General features: G+C 33.2%; 12 protein-coding genes. All 12 read left to right on the top strand.

All coding sequences use genetic code 11. The annotated features are described in order from the left end of the window. Window positions 1-82 precede the first annotated feature (82 nt). The 12 genes from H8K90_RS00270 to H8K90_RS00220 all read left to right on the top strand — a co-directional run bounded on the left by H8K90_RS00270 (window position 83) and on the right by H8K90_RS00220 (window position 18,780). Window positions 83-2,395, top strand: a complete 2,313-nt coding sequence (locus H8K90_RS00270) for a chondroitinase-B domain-containing protein (protein WP_186843946.1) — start codon at window positions 83-85, stop codon at window positions 2,393-2,395. 49 nt (window positions 2,396-2,444) lie between these two features. After that, window positions 2,445-3,467 carry a polysaccharide lyase family 7 protein gene (locus H8K90_RS00265; RefSeq protein WP_186843945.1) on the top strand — a complete coding sequence of 341 codons (1,023 nt, stop codon included), beginning with the start codon at window positions 2,445-2,447 and terminating at the stop codon, window positions 3,465-3,467. A gap of 4 nt (window positions 3,468-3,471) precedes the next feature. Beyond that, on the top strand, window positions 3,472-3,957 hold the full coding sequence (locus H8K90_RS16925) for a gluconokinase (protein WP_246457450.1): 486 nt from the start codon (window positions 3,472-3,474) through the stop codon (window positions 3,955-3,957). After that, complete coding sequence (gene gndA, locus H8K90_RS00260; RefSeq protein ID WP_246457446.1) at window positions 3,954-5,363, top strand: NADP-dependent phosphogluconate dehydrogenase; 1,410 nt, start codon at window positions 3,954-3,956, stop codon at window positions 5,361-5,363. Before H8K90_RS16925 ends, gndA begins: the two co-directional genes overlap by 4 nt. A 4-nt stretch (window positions 5,364-5,367) precedes the next feature. After that, complete coding sequence (locus H8K90_RS00255) at window positions 5,368-6,642, top strand: Nramp family divalent metal transporter (protein WP_186843944.1); 1,275 nt, start codon at window positions 5,368-5,370, stop codon at window positions 6,640-6,642. A gap of 32 nt (window positions 6,643-6,674) precedes the next feature. Beyond that, window positions 6,675-7,778 carry a polysaccharide lyase family 7 protein gene (locus H8K90_RS00250; RefSeq protein WP_186843943.1) on the top strand — a complete coding sequence of 368 codons (1,104 nt, stop codon included), beginning with the start codon at window positions 6,675-6,677 and terminating at the stop codon, window positions 7,776-7,778. A 10-nt stretch (window positions 7,779-7,788) separates the two neighbouring features. Then, on the top strand, window positions 7,789-8,556 hold the full coding sequence (locus H8K90_RS00245; protein WP_186843942.1) for an SDR family NAD(P)-dependent oxidoreductase: 768 nt from the start codon (window positions 7,789-7,791) through the stop codon (window positions 8,554-8,556). Between the two features lie 158 nt (window positions 8,557-8,714). Further along, window positions 8,715-11,288 (top strand): chondroitinase-B domain-containing protein, encoded by a 2,574-nt coding sequence (locus H8K90_RS00240; protein ID WP_186843941.1) that lies wholly within the window; start codon window positions 8,715-8,717, stop codon window positions 11,286-11,288. A 16-nt stretch (window positions 11,289-11,304) separates the two neighbouring features. Then, window positions 11,305-13,584 carry an alginate lyase family protein gene (locus H8K90_RS00235; protein WP_186843940.1) on the top strand — a complete coding sequence of 760 codons (2,280 nt, stop codon included), beginning with the start codon at window positions 11,305-11,307 and terminating at the stop codon, window positions 13,582-13,584. Between the two features lie 18 nt (window positions 13,585-13,602). Then, on the top strand, window positions 13,603-13,980 hold the full coding sequence (locus tag H8K90_RS00230; protein ID WP_186843939.1) for a cupin domain-containing protein: 378 nt from the start codon (window positions 13,603-13,605) through the stop codon (window positions 13,978-13,980). Between the two features lie 328 nt (window positions 13,981-14,308). Beyond that, the gene (locus H8K90_RS00225) at window positions 14,309-17,455 is read left to right on the top strand and encodes a SusC/RagA family TonB-linked outer membrane protein (RefSeq protein WP_186843938.1); all 3,147 of its coding nucleotides are present in this window, start codon (window positions 14,309-14,311) and stop codon (window positions 17,453-17,455) included. Window positions 17,456-17,466: 11 nt separating this feature from the next. Continuing rightward, the gene (locus H8K90_RS00220; RefSeq protein WP_186843937.1) at window positions 17,467-18,780 is read left to right on the top strand and encodes a RagB/SusD family nutrient uptake outer membrane protein; all 1,314 of its coding nucleotides are present in this window, start codon (window positions 17,467-17,469) and stop codon (window positions 18,778-18,780) included. Window positions 18,781-18,957 lie beyond the last annotated feature (177 nt).

The raw sequence follows: 18,957 nt of genomic DNA, 5'->3' as shown, positions 1-18,957 counted from the left end.
TAAAAAGCCTTTTAGTTTTAAAAGGCTTTTTATGTATTTTCATAATTATAAAACAATTAACTCTAACATCAACGACCTTTCTATGAAAAAGAATTTATTTTATCTCTGTCTATTTTTAATAATTTCTTCCTGCAAAACGGATTTAAATGGTAATCTAACTAAGGTGTCCACTTTAGAAGAATTAAACACTGCTATTAATAATGCAAAACCAGGAGATCAAATTGTTTTAGCAAACGGAACATATAAAGATGCTGAGATTAAGTTTACAGGAGAAGGAAAGGATGGTGAACCTATTACCTTAAAAGCAGAAACACCAGGAAAAGTATTTATTGAAGGAGAATCAAGTCTTGAAATAAGCGGGAATTACTTAGAAGTTAATGGTTTATTTTTTAGAAACGGACATTCACCAAAAGCTAATGTCATAGCATTTAGAACCAATGAAAAGGATGTCGCTAACCATTCGAAAGTGACTAATTGTGTGATTTTAGATTTTAATAATTTAGAGCGCGACCAAGACAATCTTTGGGTACAACTTTACGGAAAACATAACGAATTAAGTAACTGTTACATTGCTGGTAAAACCAATGGCGGACCAACCGTTAGAGTAGATTTAAAAGGTAATCAAAGCATAAGAAACTATCACAAAATTATAAATAACCACTTTGGTCCACGACCACGAAAAGGTGGTGCAAGAGGAGAAACTATTCAGTTAGGAAGTAGCTTTACATCTATGAGTCCGAGTAATACATTAATTGCAAATAATTTATTTGAAGAATGTAATGGTGAGGTTGAAATCATTTCAAGTAAAACCAATTTCAATATCATTAAAAACAATGTGTTTTATAAAAGCGAAGGTTCAGTAGTTACAAGACATGGCAACTATGTTGCTGTAGATGGTAATTATTTTATTGGTGATGGTGAAAACGATCAATATGGTGGAATCAGAATTATCAATACTGGTCACTGGGTGACGAATAACTTATTTTACAAAATAAAAGGCAAGAATTTTAGAAGTCCGATTGCAATTATGAACGGGATTCCAAAATCGCCTTTAAACAGATACAATCAGGTTACTGATGTTGTTGTGGCGTACAATACATTTGTGGATTCCGATTCGCCATGGCAATTTGGTGTTGGTACAAATATTTCGCAAGCTGATGTATTACCACCATCTGAAATCCGCTCAGCAAGACCTTTAAGAACTGAAGTTGTAAATAATGTTATTTATAATTCTAAAGGTGATCCAAACCCAATAATAGAGCATGATAAAGCTGATGGTGTCACCTTTGCCAGTAATATTATTGATAACAATGGTGTAGAAATTAAAAACAGTTATGGTTTAATTTCTAAAGAATTAACGTTAACAGATATTGGTACTGATCTTTCGGTTCCAACTTCTGGTTTTGATGATGTTGAAGAGTATAATGGTTTTGACTTTGAAACGATTACTGAAGATTTATTAGGGAATTCAAGAAGCAAATCCAATCAAATTGGAGCGATTTTAAATGTAGAAAACATCAACTTAAATCTCTTAGATAAATCAAAATATGGTGCAGATTGGTATTCAAATGAAGTTGAAGCTAAAGAACCTATTACGCATACAGTTTCAAATGCTTCAGAATTAGTCGCCAAACTTCAGGAAGCCGAAAGTGGTGATATAATCGACTTAAGCTTTGGTGTTTTTACTATTGATGAATCTTTAATTATTGATAAATCAATTACAATTAAAAGTTCAGGAGATGGTAAAGCACAGATAATTTTTTCAGGTAAAGAAAATACACCACTATTTCAGTTAAGTCCTTATGGTAAATTAACACTTAAACAAGTAATTCTTGAAGGAAATAATTCCAATTATGCCTTTGCGAGTTTAAAAAAGAATATGTCTAATCACTTTGGACTTAATGTTTCTGAATGCGAAATCAGCAATTTTAATTATGTTCTAAGGGTTTATAAACAAGCCTTTTCAGAAGAAATCACATTCAAAAACACTTCTATCGCAGATTGTGAAAATGGGATTGAATTATCCGAAGAAACTAACGACAGAGGCGATTATAATACTGAATATCTCACCATAGATAATTGTAATTTCAATAACGTTAAACAAAACGTGGTAGATTATTATCGAGGTGGTTATGATGAGTCTACTATTGGAGGAAATCTTTTAATAACTAACAGCACTTTTACAAATTGTGGTGAAAAAGAGAAAAATAAAAGACTATTTAACCATAATGGAATTGTAAATGTAAATATCAACAACAATACATTCAAAAACAATAAGGTGCAATTTGTCTCAATTCTTTGGGGAGCAAAAAATAATGTAGAGTCTAATAATACAATCATCAATTCTGGAGAAATTAAAACAGAAGAAAACTTAGTAATGACGCTGATGTATTAACCGGTTCCTGTGAATCAGGAATCTCATGAACTACAATAAAACGTATAAAATGAAAAAATCTCTAATTATAATAATCACAATTTCAACACTTTTTTCATGTAAAAATGAAGCAAAAAAAATGGATGCTGGTGCTGAAGTTAAAAATGAAACAACTGTAAAATATCCAAGTGATGTCATTCCGTTTATGGACAAATGGAAAATTCTTTTGGGTGATGGGACTTATGTAGACAGCTTAGTCAACTATCAAAAAGATGATTTCTTTTATGTAGAAAACGACGGTCAAACAGATTGGGTTGTCTATAAAACACCTAACTCTGGTATTACTTCCAAAACTTCTAGTAATACAAGAACTGAGTTAGGTGAAAAAAAACATTGGATTCCAGAAGAGGGTGGAAAGCTAACAGGAACACTTAAGGTTCAGCATGTATCCACGACAGGGCATGCTAATGTTTCGTCATCATTTTCTGTGGTCGTTGGACAAATTCATAGTGACGAAGGTCATGAAAACGAACCTCTTAAAATCTTCTATAAAAAATTCCCAGGCCATACGAAAGGGTCTGTGTTTTGGAATTATGAAATCAATACTGAAGGTGATAATTCTGGACGTTGGGATTATTCTACCGCAGTTTGGGGTTATGATTTTTCGGTTAAAGGACCAGATGAAACCACTAATCCTGAAGAGCCAAAAGACGGCATAGCTTTAGGTGAAGAGTTTAGTTACGAAGTTAACGTGCACAAGGGTATTATGTATTTAACGTTTACAAGCGAAGGTCACGACACAAAAACCTTTACTAAAAGTTTAATCAAATCCGATTTTTCTACACAAGAAGCAATTCCACAACAGATTATTGATGTGTATGCTTCTAGAAGAACGCCAGGTATAGAACGAGAAATTGCTTATGCTGGTGAGATTAATTATTTCAAACAAGGTGCTTATAATCAGGCTAACGGAAAATCTACTAAGTCTGAAATCTATGGTGGCGATATCGCAAAGCAGTACGAAAACGGAAGCTATGCTGAGGTTTGGTTTAAAAAAGCAACTGTAGGAGAATCTACTGAACCTAACAAATAAAGCATTGAACAAAGCCATATTTATAATGGGAGTTTCAGGTTGTGGAAAAAGCACAATTGGAGAAATGCTAGCCAAAGAATTAGATATTCCTTTTTTTGATGGAGATGACTTTCATCCAAAAGCTAATATTAAAAAAATGTCTAACGGTCAACCTTTAAATGATGATGACCGACAAGGTTGGTTAGAGGCCTTAAACAAGCTAACAAAAAAGCAAATAGCTAAAAATAGTTGTGTTATAGTTTGCTCTGCGTTAAAGGAAAAGTATAGAGAGACACTAAGTGTAGATATTAATCAAGAAATTAAATGGGTGTATTTATCAGGCTCTTTTAATCAGATTTACAATAGAGTAAATAAGAGACCAGATCACTTTATGCCATCAGATTTATTGCAATCTCAATTTGATGCTTTAGAAGAACCTAAAAATGCATTAAAGATTGATATCAGCTTAACACCTGAACAGATTATAAAAAAGATAAAAACGGATTTATGAATACTTCAGAATTTGGATTATTTGGTTTAGGAGTCATGGGAAAAAGCCTATGCCGAAACTTAGCTAACAACGGTTTTAAAATAGCAATGTTTAACAGACATGTTGATGGTGTTGAAGTTGATGTTGCCAAAAACTTTAAAGCTGAGCATCCCGAATTATCTGAAGCTGTTGCTTTTGATGATATTTCAGCATTTGTAAACGCATTAGAAACACCAAGAAAAATCATGCTCATGGTAAATGCAGGTAAAACAATAGATTATGTTATTGAAGATTTGCTGCCTCATTTGTCTAAAGATGATATTCTAATTGATGGTGGAAATTCAAATTATAAAAAAACAAAAGAACGCTTCGAGTATTTAAAATCTAAAGGCATTCATTTTATAGGCACAGGTGTGTCTGGTGGTGAAGAAGGTGCTCTAAAAGGACCATCTATAATGCCAAGTGGAGATCTGGAAGCTTATAATAACGTAAAACCTTTTTTAGAAAAAATTTCAGCAAAAGACCAAAATAACTTACCCTGTTGTACTTATGTTGGACCAGAAGGTAGTGGTCATTTTATTAAAATGGTACACAATGGTGTCGAGTATGTTGAAATGCAATTACTGGCTGAAGTTATTACTATTTTGGAAGCTACAGGTCATAACTTAGATGAGATTGCTAACATTTTAGAAACTTGGAAAAATACGGCAAATAGCTATTTATTAGAAATAACTATTGATATTTTAAGAACAAAAGAAGGCGATGATTGGCTGGTAAAAAAAATACTGGATAAAGCAGGAAATAAAGGCACTGGAAACTGGACAACTATCGCCTCGGCAGAATTGGGTGTGCCAAGTACATTGATTGCTGCGGCTTTATTTGCCAGATACACCTCTTTTTATAAAGAGGAACGTATTCAGTTAAATTCTAATTTTAAAGGCGGCACTGTTTCAGATTTACAGCTGTCTTCAACCGAAATTTTAGAAGCCTATCAGTTTGCAAGAATTATCAATCATTACCAAGGGTTTAAACTCATTGCTGAAGCTTCAAATAAATTCTCATGGAACTTAAATTTAAGTGAAATTGCTAGAATCTGGACAAACGGTTGCATCATAAGATCAACATTAATGGAAGCACTAGTTGAAGTCTTCAAAGAGACAACGAATATATTAACCAACTCGCAATTAATAGCATCAATAAAACACTACAAACCATCTGTTAAAAAGGTAGTGTCGCAATGTGTGCTTAATGATATTACAGCATCATGTTTGGGAGAATCAATTCAGTTTTTTAACGGGATTACTACAGTAGATTCCTCTGCAAATATCATACAGGCGCAACGTGATTATTTTGGAGCGCATACATACAAAAGAAATGATGATGATGGCGTGAAAAGTCATCACACCATTTGGAATAAAACAAACTAATATTATGGAAACAACAACACCGAAGACATCGTTACTTAAAAAAATTATTGCCATAGTATTAGGGTTTGGTCCTGGTATTTTTGCCATAGGTTATACCATAGGTACAGGTAGTGTGACGTCTATGATTGTTGCAGGAAGCAAGTTCAATATGCAACTGCTTTGGGTGCTTTTATTAAGTTGTATCTTCTCTGGTGTACTTATGTTTGCTTATGGAAACTACGGATTGATAACAGGTGAAACAGCACTCTACGGATTTAAAAAGCATTTAAAATATGGTAAAGCTTTAGCCATATTAATCATTATAGGTATCACCTTTGGGCAATGGAATTCCTTAATGGGAATTCTTGGGATTTCCTCAAATATCATTTATGAAATCTTAAATGTAAACTTTGATGGTTTGGCAGATTATAAATATCAAACCGTTTTAATAACAGCCATTATCATCATCATTACATTCTACCTGTTAATGCTCGTTGGAAAGTACACGTTTTTTGAAAAAATATTGGTCATTTTTGTTACCTTGATGGGATTCTCATTTATACTCTCATTATGTTTTGTGCAACCACTTCCAATGGATGTTGTAAAAGGATTAATACCAACCATTCCAGATGTTCCTGGTGGTAAAATGCTAGTAGCTGCTTTTGTTGGTACGACAATGGCTTCAGCAACTTTTTTATCTAGACCCTTATTTGTAAAAGGAAAAGGGTGGACGATTAAAAACTTAGATCAACAAAAAAAGGATTCTATTACAGCTACGATTTTAATATTTATAATTAGTGGCGTCATTATGGCAGTCGCTGCAGGTGCTTTATATTATCAAGGTAAGGAGGTGAGTCAAGTACTAGATATGGCAAATACTTTAGAGCCAGTAGCTGGAAAATGGGCGGTTACTATTTTCTTTTTTGGAGCTTTAAGTGCAGGTTTATCTTCTATTTTTCCGTGTTTATTAATAGCCCCTTTATTAATTGCCGATTACCAATCTGGTGAATTAGATACCAATTCAAAACAATTCAGAATTATAACCTTTATCGCTTGTTTGGTGGCTTTAATTGGTCCAGCTTTTGGTGCCAACCCTATTGAAGTTCAAATTCTTTCTCAAGTGTTTAATGTATTTGTATTACCAGCCGTTGTATTGGGAATCATTTTAATGGTAAACAGTAAAAAAATAATGAAAAACTATAAAACAGGGTTAGGTGTTAACATCGGACTTTTTGCAGCACTGTTCTTTTCATTAGTCATTTCATATAACGGGATAGTTGCACTAACAGAATATTTCTAAAAAATTAAAACATAAAATTAAATAATACCACCATGAATAAAAAAATAAGCACAATAGCACTTTGTATTTTATGCGCCATTTTTACACTGCATAGCTGTAAGAATTCAGCTGAAAAATTAGAGGAAACAACTGAAGAAAAAGCGACTGAAAAAACAGTATATGCCAGTGATGTCATTCCGTTTTTTGATCATTGGAAATTAATCTTAGGTGATGGATCAAATGTTGGAATTGCCAATAACTTTGAAAACAAGGATTACTTTTATACTACTAACGACGGTGAAAATAATTGGGTGGTTTTTAAAACACCTAATGGAGGAAATACACATGGCACCTCAAATAATACAAGAACCGAATTAGCACAAACCAAAAAATGGTATCCTAAAACAGCAGATGATAAATTAACAGCAACCTTAAAAGTTATGAATGTATCTGCTACTGGAGATGCAAGAGTTGCGGCTTCACATGCGGTTGTTGTAGGGCAAATTCATAGTGCAGATAAACATGAAAACGAACCTTTAAAAATTTTCTACAAAAAGTTTCCAGGTCATACCAAAGGTTCTGTGTTTTGGCATTATGAAATCAATACAGCTGGTGATGATAATTCTGGACGCTGGGATTTTTCTTCAGCAGTTTGGGGACATGATTTTTCAGTAGTTGGTGACACAGAAAACACCTATCCAGAAGAACCAAAAGATGGGATTGCTTTAGGTGAAGAATTTAGTTATGAAGTGGTAGTTAAGGATGGTGTTATGACATTGAAGTTTACAAGTGAAGGTCATGAAACCAAAACGTTTACTAAAAATTTAATTGAATCAGAATACACAACAAAAGCAGACATACCAGAGCAAACGCAAAAGTTATTTGTGCCTATTGGTCAAGATGGTGTGGAGCGAAAAGAAGCTTATGCAGGTGAAGGCTGTTTTTTTAAACTTGGTGCCTACAATCAAACTAATGGTAAATCACCTGAAGTGAATAGAAATTGGTGTTCTGGAGCTGAAACGCATGGTGGCGATGTTCAAAAACAATATGCCGACGGAAATTATGTTGAAGTTTGGTTTAAAACTGGAAGCATTTCAGTAAGTGACAATGCGGTATCTAACGAAGGGTATTTCAGCAAAAATGATAAAGTAAAATAAAAAATAGATTATGATGAATAATAAGATAGCAGGAAAAAATGTACTTATCACAGCTGGTGCACAAGGTATTGGTGAAGCAATTACCAAACATTTTATAGATAGTGGTGCTAATGTTGCCATTCACTATTTTTCTAGTGCAGATACTGCTAATACATTGGTTGATTATGCAATAGGCAAAGGGCAAAAAGCGGTTGCTATAAGTGGTGATTTAACAAAAGAATCGGATGCTAATACCTTGGTTAAAAAAACTGTTGAAACCTTAGGGAGCTTAGATATACTTATCAATAATGCAGGTTCATTAGTGGCTCGTAAAATGTTGGATGAATTGGAAGCTGACTTCTGGCATAAAGTTATGGATATAAATATGACATCTTTGCAATTTGTAACTCGAGCTGCTGCACCTCATTTAGCAAAAAACGAAAACAGTAGTATTGTTAATTTGGCATCACTTGCAGGACGAAAAGGAGGTCATCCAGGTTCATTAGTGTATGCTACAAGTAAAGGAGCTATACTAACCTATACACGTGCACTTTCTACAGAGCTTGGACCAAAGGGTATTCGCGTTAATGCGGTTGCGCCTGGTTTAATTTTAGGAACGTCATTCCATAACACACATACCACAAAAGAATCTGCTGCCAAAACTATTGAAGGGATACCTATTAATCGCGCAGGAAATGCTGACGATGTAGCAAGAGCAGTTTTATATTTAGCTTCAGAATATGATGGTTTTATTACTGGAGCAACCCTCGACATAAATGGTGGTGTTTATAATATGTAATTAATAGCTTGTTTGTATGTAATTGGAATTTAGGTGTATACCGTTTATTGTTCATTAATCTAAATACTAATTCAATAAATAAATTCATCTAAAATTTCAAAAAAATATCCTTATATTTGGTAAACCAATCTGGTAAACCAATTTAAAATATGTTAATTATGAAGAAAATTACTTTTTATTTAATGTTAGTATTTTCAATATCAGTTATTGGGCAAACAACCTATAATATTACGGATCCTGAGCAATTAGAAGATAATACATATGTTGCCGGAGATGAGATTATTTTAGCAAATGGTGTATATAATACCGATGAGCGCATTGATTTTATTGGCAACGGTACACCTTCAGATCCAATTATTTTTAGAGCTGAAACACCTGGTGGAGTAAAATTTACTGGTGGCTTACAAATGAATATTGGTGGTGACTATGTTATTGTTGATGGCTTCCATTGGCAAGGTGGTTATGGTGCTAGTAATTTTATTCAATTTAGAAATGGGACAGATTATGCCAATTATAGTACCATTCAAAATTGTGTTATTGATGGTTTAGCAATACATCCAGACGATGTGGCTGATGATATAGCTAATAATTCAATTACAAAACATAGATGGATAGTTCTTTACGGAACTTATAACACCGTAATTAATTGTTCTTTTATGAATAAAGCGAGTGCAGGTGCTTTAGTTTTAGCGGAATATTATTATAATTCTCAAAATGATCCTTGTGCTATAGTTGGCCATAACATCAGTAATAATTATTTCTTTAATTACGAAAAAATAGACAATACCTTAAGTAATTCTGGGGACAGCGAAACTATTCGTATAGGTTCTAGTGATACTCAGAATGTAAGTAGTGATGTTGTAGTAAGTAATAATTATTTTGTTGAGGCAGATGGTGAAAATGAAATCATAACCAATAAAAGTAAAGGCAATGAATTTATTAATAATACATTTAGAAGGTGTAGAGGATCTTTGGTGTTGCGTCATGGTTCTGATGCGACGGTAGATGGTAATTACTTTTTAGGTGAAGATGTAGAAGGTACAGGTGGTATTAGAATTTCAGACAGTAACCATATAATTACTAATAATTACATTCAAGATTGTATAACTGTAAATAGTCAAGCAAAATGGAACAATGGTATTACATTTTTAGGAGGAAGTGCAAGTCATGCTGTTACTTGCATGTCTACAAATACATCAAACGGTTATCAATTTACCGAAAATCTTAACCTTTCTAATAATACAATTATAAATACTAATGCGCCTTTATTTTATAATGCAGATAAAGGAACAACTGATCCAACAGGTACAGTTTCAAATAACTTAATTTATTTTGCAGCAGGAGACCCAAATTTGTCTGATGTCATTTCAGGTGATACTCCTACCTCTTATGCTGATCTTGGTACGTCATTAACTTATATAGATAATGTTTATACAGGAACAACTTTAGGTGAAACTAATGCAGGTTTTTCTGAAGAGAATGGAATTACAGCGACCGCAGATGGGGAAATATTTACATTTTCTGGATCTGGCTCTTCAGGGAAAGGTGCAAATATGGGAACATATGAACCAATAACAGATGATATGGTTGGTTACGGAATAGGTGCTTGTTTTGTGGATAATTTAGGTGCTAGTATTATCGATGGCGATTGTACTATTGAAGTGCCCGAATCTTTAACTGTTGGTAACTTGCCAAATTTTACTTCAGATGCTGGTAGTAATGATGTATCTGTGAATGCTAATGTGAGTTGGACAGCCGTTTCTAATGATGCATGGATATCTATTGATATTAGTGCTGGTACTGGTGATGCTGTAGTGTCCGTTTCTGTTACCGAAAATACAGATACAAATAGCAGGGCAGGTACTGTAACATTTAGCCAAGATCCAGGAGGTGACGATATTGTAAGAACTTTAAATGTTATACAAGATGGTGCTGATTTAACAGATTTGTACGATCTTATAAATGACGTACCAGGAGGTGGCCCAGTTTCAGTACATTCTTTTTCTCAACAACAAGTAGAGCCAGAAAACAATAGGTTTAATTACGCCACAAATACGTTAGATAAGGTTAGTGATTCGCATTGGACAGCACAAGATGGTGCTATTCTGCCAGATGATTATAAAGGTGATGGTGAGTATGTTATTTTCGATTTAGGTAATGAATATGACCTTGATTTAATACAAATTGCAACCGACGATAAAGATGATCCATACGGTTTACAAATATGGGTATCAACTACCGGAACCGATCCTTTAGATTTTACATTGCTATTGCCAGCATCTTCCGATGACCTATTAATCACAACAACTACAGGAACTGATGAAGGTTTTGACCAATATGAAATAACAACTAACGCGCGTTATGTAAAATTAATGGGCTTTGGAAGATTTAACTCAGCTGGTACGTCAAGAGTAAGTGCCTGGAACAATATTACAGAAATAGAATTTTTTGGTAATCAAGTGTTATCGGTAAATGAACTTGATTTAGAAAATAGCATATCATTTTATCCAATGCCTGCAAAAGATAAATTGTATATTAAAAATCTGAATAATCAGACAATTGATGTAATTAAAGTATTTAGTTTAGATGGTAGAAAGGTTATTGAAAAAATTGTAAATTCTTCTTCCAATGAATTCATTATTGATACATCGGCATTATTCGGTGGTGCTTACATTGTTAACCTATCAAATTCAAATCAAGCTATTTCTAAAATGATTGTAATTTCAAATTAAATTGATGACACAAATTATGAGAATAAAACTTAAAATACCTTTCAAATTAGTAATTATAGCAATTGTTTTTGCATTTTATTCTTGTAAAAAAGAAAACACAACTTATTCAGAAAATAAGGCTCAAACCGATGTGTCTCAAGAGCATCCGAAGCTTATTTTAACAGCTCAAGGCGTAAAAGATATTAGAGCACAATTAGGTAGCATTCCAATTTTTGATCAAACCTTAGAAGTTGTTAAAGCAGAAATTGATGCCGAAATTGAAGCAGGTATAGAAGTGCCTATTCCCAAAGATTATTCTGGTGGTTATACACATGTTAGGCACAAGCGAAATTGGTTTGTATTACAGCAAGCAGGTTTGTTGTATCAAATTTTAGATGACGAAAAATATGCTAAATATGTAAAAGATATGCTGATGCAATATGAAGCATTGTATAAGACATTGCCATTGCATCCAAAAACTAGATCGTATGCAAGAGGTAAATTATTCTGGCAATGTTTAAACGATTCTAATTGGTTAGTTTATGTTAGTCAGGCGTACGATTGCATTTATAACTACCTGTCAGAAGAAGAACGTAATAAATTAGAAACTAATTTATTCAAACCATTTGCAGATCACATCTCAATAGATAGTCCGCAGTTTTATCAGCGTGTGCATAATCATAGTACATGGGGAAATACAGCTGTAGGTATGATTGGTTTGGTAATGGATGACCAAGAATTGATTGATCGTGCTTTGTACGGAATTAAAGACTTAAAATTAGATGCCACAAAAAAGGATGATGATGGTGGCTTTTTAAATAAAGACGGAAAAGCTGGTTTTTTAGCCAATATTGAAGAGCCTTTTTCACCAGATGGTTATTACAATGAAGGGCCATACTACCAACGCTACGCCATGTATCCGTTTTTAATTTTTGCAGAAGGGTTACATAACGTAAAGCCTGAGTTAAAAATATTCGAATATAAAGAAGGCGTATTAATGAAATCAATAAATGCCTTATTAAATCTATCGGATGCAGATGGTGATTTTTTTCCACTTAATGATGGTCAAAAAGGTATGTCGTATTACAACAATGCTTTAGTTACAGCAGTAGATATATCATATCATTTTGGTGACCAAGATCCAGGTTTGTTAAGTATAGCTAAAGAACAAGATCGTGTGCTATTAGATGATTCTGGTTTGGCTGTAGCATTAGGAATTAAAAATGGAAAAGTAGAACCATTTACTAAAAAATCTATTAATCTCTCAGATGGACCAAACGGAACCCAAGGAGGTGTTGCTATTTTAAGAAACGAAGCTATTGAACTAGTTTTTAAATACGCAGCACAAGGTTCTAGTCATGGACATTACGATAAGTTATCTTATTCTTTATATGAAGATGGTGAAGAAATTCTTCAGGATTACGGTTTATCTCGCTATGTTAATATCGAGCAAAAAGGAGGAGGTAATTACCTAAAGGAAAATAAAACTTGGGCAAAACAAACTATAGCACATAATACAGTAACACAAAATGAAACATCTCATTTTAATGGTAAGTATGAAATAGGAAGTCAGCATCATTCAGTTTTAAATTATTTTTCATCAGATAATCCAAATGTGCAAGTCGCAAGTGCAAAAGAAAGTAACGCCTATCCAGGAACAGAGTTATTGCGTACTATGGCAATTATAAAAGACGAAGATTTTGAAAAACCATACATGCTAGATATTATGAAGGTGACTTCAAATGAAGCAAATCAATACGACTTTCCTTTTTATTATTTTGGTCAAGTTTTACAAACAAATTTTGATTACAATTCACCAAAAATATTACAACCATTAGGCGCAAAAAACGGTTATCAACATTTGTACTTAGAAGGTATAGGAAATGAATTAGATGAAAATACAAAGTTTTCATGGTTCAGTAATAATAAATTTTATACACTTACAACGATTACGAATAATAAGGATGAGATATTGTTTACGAGAATTGGTGCCAATGATCCAGAATTTAATTTACGTCGCGATCCAGCTTTATTACTTAGAACAAAAAATGAAAAAAACAAAACATTTGTTTCTTTGATTGAAACCCACGGAAGTTATAGTCCAGTAACGGAGTCTGCAAAAAATTCTAACAGTAGTATAAAAGAAATTAAGATGGTTTTAGATACCGAAGCATATACAGCAATACAAATAACAAATATAAAAGGTAATACAAAACTGTTTATAACAGCAAACATAAATGCTTCAGCAGAAGCAAAACATACTTTAAAAATTAACGATAAGAATTATGAGTGGTCAGGTTCTTATTATTTTAAATAAAACAAAACAATAATACTTATGAAAAGATTTAGTGAAAAATACATTATTACAAAGGACATGGAATGGGAAGAACTTGGTGGAGGTGTATCAAGAAAATTCTTAGGTTATGATAACCAAATTATGATGGTACGAGTGAAATTTGAAAAAGGTGCGTTAGGATCTCCACATCAACATTTTCATACACAGGCAACTTTTTGTGTGTCAGGTAAGTTCGAGTTCGAAATTGATGGTGTAAAACAAATCGTAGAAGCAGGAGATGGTGTGTATATAGAGCCTAATTTGTTGCATAGTGCGGTTTGTTTAGAAGAAGGAGAACTTATTGATACATTTAGTCCTGTAAGAGAAGATTTTTTAAGTGGTGATGGTGTGTCTTATTTTGGTGACAAAGAATCCTAAATAAAACGTTAGACTAATTATGTGTAAAATTTAAAAGTTTAACATTATTATTAAATAAAAAAAACCTCCGTTGAAGAAACGGAGGTTTTTTTATTCTTTACTGTTTTAACATAATTGTATACCATTTTAACACATAAAATTTACGAAAACGTTGGAATTAACAAAATTTTATATATATTTGGTTTTCCAATCTGGTAAACCAATTTGGTAAACCAGAAAATAAACATTCTAAAACGGCCCCTTTTTTAATGTTTTTAACAGAACCTACAATTATATAAGTATTCAATTAATTATATATAACTAACAAATTTAATCTAAACAATGAATTATGAATCTAAAAGTTAAACTCACTACAATTGTTGCACTTCTTTTTAGTGTAATGATTTTTGCTCAAGAGAGCTATACCATAAATGGTACGGTGAAATCTGCTGACACTATGCCCATTCCAGGTGCAAATATTTTAGTTGTTGGTACTACAAATGGAACCTCAACAGATTTCGATGGTAAATTTCAAATCGAAGTTAAAAAAGGTGATGTATTGCAGGTTTCTTATGTAGGCTATGTAACTAAAACGATTGTTATTGATAGTCAGCAAAATTTAGATGTAGTATTAGCCGAAGACAATGCTCTAGAAGAAGTTGTAATTGTAGGTTATGGTACACGTAAAAAATCACACAGTACAGGAGCAATTGCGCAATTAAAAGGTAAAGATGTCGCTGCTGTACAAGCAACGCGTGTTGATGAGGCATTAGCAGGTAAATTATCTGGTGTATTAGTTCAAAACCAAAGTGGTGAACCTGGTGCAGATTTAAAGATACAAGTAAGAGCAGCTTCATCTATTTCTGGTGACTCTGGTCCTTTAATTGTAGTAGATGGCTATCCAATTTCTGGAAATTTAGCGACCGTAAACCCAAATGATATTGAGAGTTTGGAAGTATTAAAAGATGCAGCCTCTGCAGCTATTTACGGTACATTAGGTGCAAATGGTGTTATCTTAGTAACTACTAAAAAAGGAAAATCTGGTAAAGCTAAATTTAGCTATAATACATATATTAGTTCTTCAAAAAAATACCGCGATAATATTTTAAAGTCTGGTCCAGAATGGGCTGCTTTTTCAAGACAAGAAATTGCTGCAGGTAATTGGGATCTTTCTCAAATTGATCCTGCATTTGTAGAATATAGATTAAGGGCTTATGAAAATTCACCTGGTGCAATTAGTCCGGAAGATTGGTTGTTTAGAACAGGTACTACTTCTAATCATGATTTTAGTGTTAGTGGTGGTTCTGAAAATGTTAACTATTTTGGTTCAGTAGGATATCAAAATGCTGAAGGTGTTGCAATAACACAAGGCTTCGAAAGAGTTAATGCGCGTTTAAATGTTGACGCTAATTTGGGTGAAAGATTAACAGCTGGTATAAGTTTTAATGGTTTTACATCTAAAAGAGACATCTTAGCTCATGATATGAGGGATTTATTAAGATCTTATGGTGTTCATCCTGTTTATCATACTGCTGCGTCAATTGCTTTTGTTCAGTCTTTAGATGTTGAAGCTCAGAATTTAGGTCTAGCTGCATTTGATAATGGATATAGAGGAGGTGTTGGACCAAGTAGTATTTATGATTTAGTTCCTGGTAATAGAGTTGATGACTGGCATTATGGTAGAGCCAACAATGGTATTGGTGGATCTGGTGATGCTGGACCTGCACAAAAATTGGATAATGCAGACCAATGGGAGAGAACTTATTTTGCTAACGTTTCAACTTATTTACAGTACGAAATTTTAGATGGATTAAACGCAAAAACTATTCTTGGTGCGGATATGAATGATACTCAAAATTATTATTATCAAGGATTAGCTGCAGACTCAAGAGCACGTACTGACCAGACGGATTTAGATCAAACAGATTTAAAAAGGTCAAGTATGTTAAGTATTACAACATTAGATTATTCTAAAGTTATAGGGAAGCATGATATTTCGGCTGTTATAGGTTATGAATTTCAAAATACATATTTGCAAGGAACTGCTTTAAGAGGTACAAATGTTCCTTTTAGTGATATTATTAATTATAATTTATTAGAAGCTGCAGATATTACTGTAACTGAGAGAGACGAGACAAGAACAAGAAATAGTGTTTTTGGTAGAGTGCAATATGCGTATGATGATCGTTATTTAGCGTCATTCTCTGTAAGAAGAGATGGTGATTCTCGTTTTGGTGCTAACAATAAATTTGCAACTTTTCCTGCATTCTCTTTAGGTTGGAATGCGCATAACGAAGAATTCTGGAATTCTGAACTTGTAAGTCTTTTAAAACTTAGAGTTAGTTCAGGATCTTTAGGTACAGCTTCGTTCTTAGGATCGTATGACTCACTTAGTCTTTTAAATCCAGGTGCAACCATATTTGGTACAGGATTTTTATCTTCTGCCAATATAGATAACCCAGATTTAACTTGGCAAACAAATACAGAAACTAATTTTGGTTTGGATTTAGGATTTAAAAATAATCGCTTCAGATTTAGTGTAGATTATTATACGTCTGATATTGAAGATATGTTATTTGGAATTTCACAGTCTTACACATCAACTGGTCAAAATTCTCGAATTATTAATGGAGGTGATATGACAAGTTCTGGATTAGAATTAGAGCTCTCTGCTGGTTTAATTCAAACAGAAGATTTTAGTTGGAGTGTAAATGCCAATTTATCAACTGTAGAAACAGAAATAACAAGTTTAAATGGTTTAGCTGAATTACCACAAGTACAATATGGTCAGAGTGGTAGAGGCCCTGTTTTTAGAAATTATGTAGGTGGTGAACTAGGTGAAATGTGGGGATTAGAAACTATTGGTGAAGTTGAGATGTTATATTTAGAAGATCCAACAAGGCACCCAAATAATACTAGTGGTGAATCTTATGTGGTTGACCAGAATAATGATGGTGTAATTAATAGTGATGATTATGTGAAAATCGGACAAGCAACTCCAGATTTTTATTGGGGATTCAGTAGTTCAATGAATTACAAAGATTTTGACTTATCATTTCAATTTCAAGGATCTCATGGAGCTGAGGTGTATAATATAGACCCGCTTTATTACGAATCTCAATGGTCTGGTAGATTGGTCGATAGCTTCGATGCTAACGATGATGGTATAGCTGATCATAATGGTGAACATTATATTGGTAACAGAAGACAAACAGATTCTGGTATTCAAGATGCATCATATATCGCTTTAAGAAATTTAACTTTAGGTTACACACTTAGACCAGAATGGATAAGTAAAGTTGGTATTAGCTCAGCAAGAATATATGCAGCTGCGACTAATTTGTTATACATTATGGGAGATGATTACACTTCATATAATCCTGAAGGTGTAGAGACTACAAATACTGGTTATGCAGGTCCAACAACTTATGGTGTTCAAGTTGGTGCTAGTCCAATTGTAAGAAGCTTTACTTTAGGTTTAAATGTTAATTTTTAAATAAAAGAAAAATGAAAAAAATATTTTTATTATTAGGAACATTATTAACAATAACTGCGTGTAATAATGATTTGGATCAAGTTCCACCTAATATTGCTACTGCAGATTCTTTAGACGATTTTGGAGGTGTATTAAATGCAGCATACTATTACCAGCTTGGGTCTGTAACGCCATTAGCTGTAATGGGTGACTTTAGAGCAGATAATGCTTTAATGATTGAAGAACCTTATCCTTCATTTGATAGGTTTAATAGCGATTTATTAGATATGGAAGATCAATTTTTCGAACCTTTTTATATTGCTTTATATAGATCGATAGTAAGTGCAAATAATGTTATCGAAAACTCGGATAGCCCAACAGATGTTGGAGAAGCTAAATTTTTAAGAGCGTTATCTTATTTCAAATTAGTAAAAGTGTTTGGAGATGTTACTATAATTTTAACTCCGGGTACACTAATTACAGATACATCTCTTTTAGTAAGACAACCTGCAACTGATGCTTACAATGAAGTAATCATTCCAGACTTGCAAGATGCTATAGCTTCACTAGATAATTCTGGATTATCAAGTGGCAGAGCAACACAAATTGCTGCACAAGGTTTATTAGGAAAAGTTTATGTTCAAATGGGCAATTTTGCAAGTGCAGAGCCTCATCTTGCGGCCGTAGTAAGCGGAGCAGCAGGAGCTGGTGTCACTTTAGAATCTAATTTTGCTGATGTTGTAACAGATGATAGCTCAGAAATTCTTTTTGCAACTCAAGTATCTAGTTCAATACCAGACGAATATGGTTTTACAGAATTTACAGGATGGTTTATAGGAAATGATTCAAAATCTTTTGAGCCATTAGATATGGATTTAGTAGCTGCTTTTGATGCTGCAGGAGATGTGACAAGAAAAAATTTAACTGTAGATGTACCTAATATTAGATCAATAAAGTATGGGTCAGAAAATCCAGATCAAGACTTTATAGAACTAAGGTTATCTGATGTTATTTTATTGTATGCTGAAGCATTAAACGAAAATAATAATGCAAGTGGTGCACAATCTGCAACTATATTATCGTCTTTAGATGCTATTAGAACTAGAGCTGGTTTAGGTAGCTTAAGTGGAACAGCTACTACTCAAGCAGAAGTTAGACAGGCAATTGCTGATGAAAGAAGATTAGAATTAGCTTTTGAAGGTCAAAGATGGTTCGATTTAGTAAGAACAGGCACCGTTGATGCAGAAATGGGTGAAACAATTAACTCTAATTATCATTTATTTCCAATTCCAGTTTCAGAAATTCTTGCAACTGATGGGGCAATTACTCAAAACGCTGGATATTAATTAAGAATAGTTTAATTAAGTTTTTTTAGTCCCAATATTTTTGTTGCATTCCTGCAAAAAAATATTGGGATTTTTTGTTTAAATATTTATGCATTTGTCAAATATTGCTTCAATTCTAATTCAATAGTTATTTTAATTTGGCAATATGTTGATTTGTAAACATATATGGTTTTTTGC

Source organism: Winogradskyella echinorum, assembly GCF_014297365.1.
Lineage (GTDB): Bacteria > Bacteroidota > Bacteroidia > Flavobacteriales > Flavobacteriaceae > Winogradskyella > Winogradskyella echinorum.
The sequence above is the reverse complement of the archived record's forward strand: the minus strand, read 5'-3'. Positions and strand labels throughout refer to the sequence as shown.

Bases quoted from the DNA above. Each gene is read 5' to 3' on its own strand.
- gndA (WP_246457446.1), top strand. From the start codon at position 3,954: ATGAATACTTCAGAATTTGGATTATTTGGTTTAGGAGTCATGGGAAAA.
- H8K90_RS00220 (WP_186843937.1), top strand. From the start codon at position 17,467: ATGAAAAAAATATTTTTATTATTAGGAACATTATTAACAATAACTGCG.
- H8K90_RS00265 (WP_186843945.1), top strand. From the start codon at position 2,445: ATGAAAAAATCTCTAATTATAATAATCACAATTTCAACACTTTTTTCA.
- H8K90_RS00255 (WP_186843944.1), top strand. From the start codon at position 5,368: ATGGAAACAACAACACCGAAGACATCGTTACTTAAAAAAATTATTGCC.
- H8K90_RS00240 (WP_186843941.1), top strand. From the start codon at position 8,715: ATGAAGAAAATTACTTTTTATTTAATGTTAGTATTTTCAATATCAGTT.
- H8K90_RS00250 (WP_186843943.1), top strand. From the start codon at position 6,675: ATGAATAAAAAAATAAGCACAATAGCACTTTGTATTTTATGCGCCATT.
- H8K90_RS00235 (WP_186843940.1), top strand. From the start codon at position 11,305: ATGAGAATAAAACTTAAAATACCTTTCAAATTAGTAATTATAGCAATT.
- H8K90_RS00270 (WP_186843946.1), top strand. From the start codon at position 83: ATGAAAAAGAATTTATTTTATCTCTGTCTATTTTTAATAATTTCTTCC.
- H8K90_RS00230 (WP_186843939.1), top strand. From the start codon at position 13,603: ATGAAAAGATTTAGTGAAAAATACATTATTACAAAGGACATGGAATGG.
- H8K90_RS00245 (WP_186843942.1), top strand. From the start codon at position 7,789: ATGATGAATAATAAGATAGCAGGAAAAAATGTACTTATCACAGCTGGT.
- H8K90_RS00225 (WP_186843938.1), top strand. From the start codon at position 14,309: ATGAATCTAAAAGTTAAACTCACTACAATTGTTGCACTTCTTTTTAGT.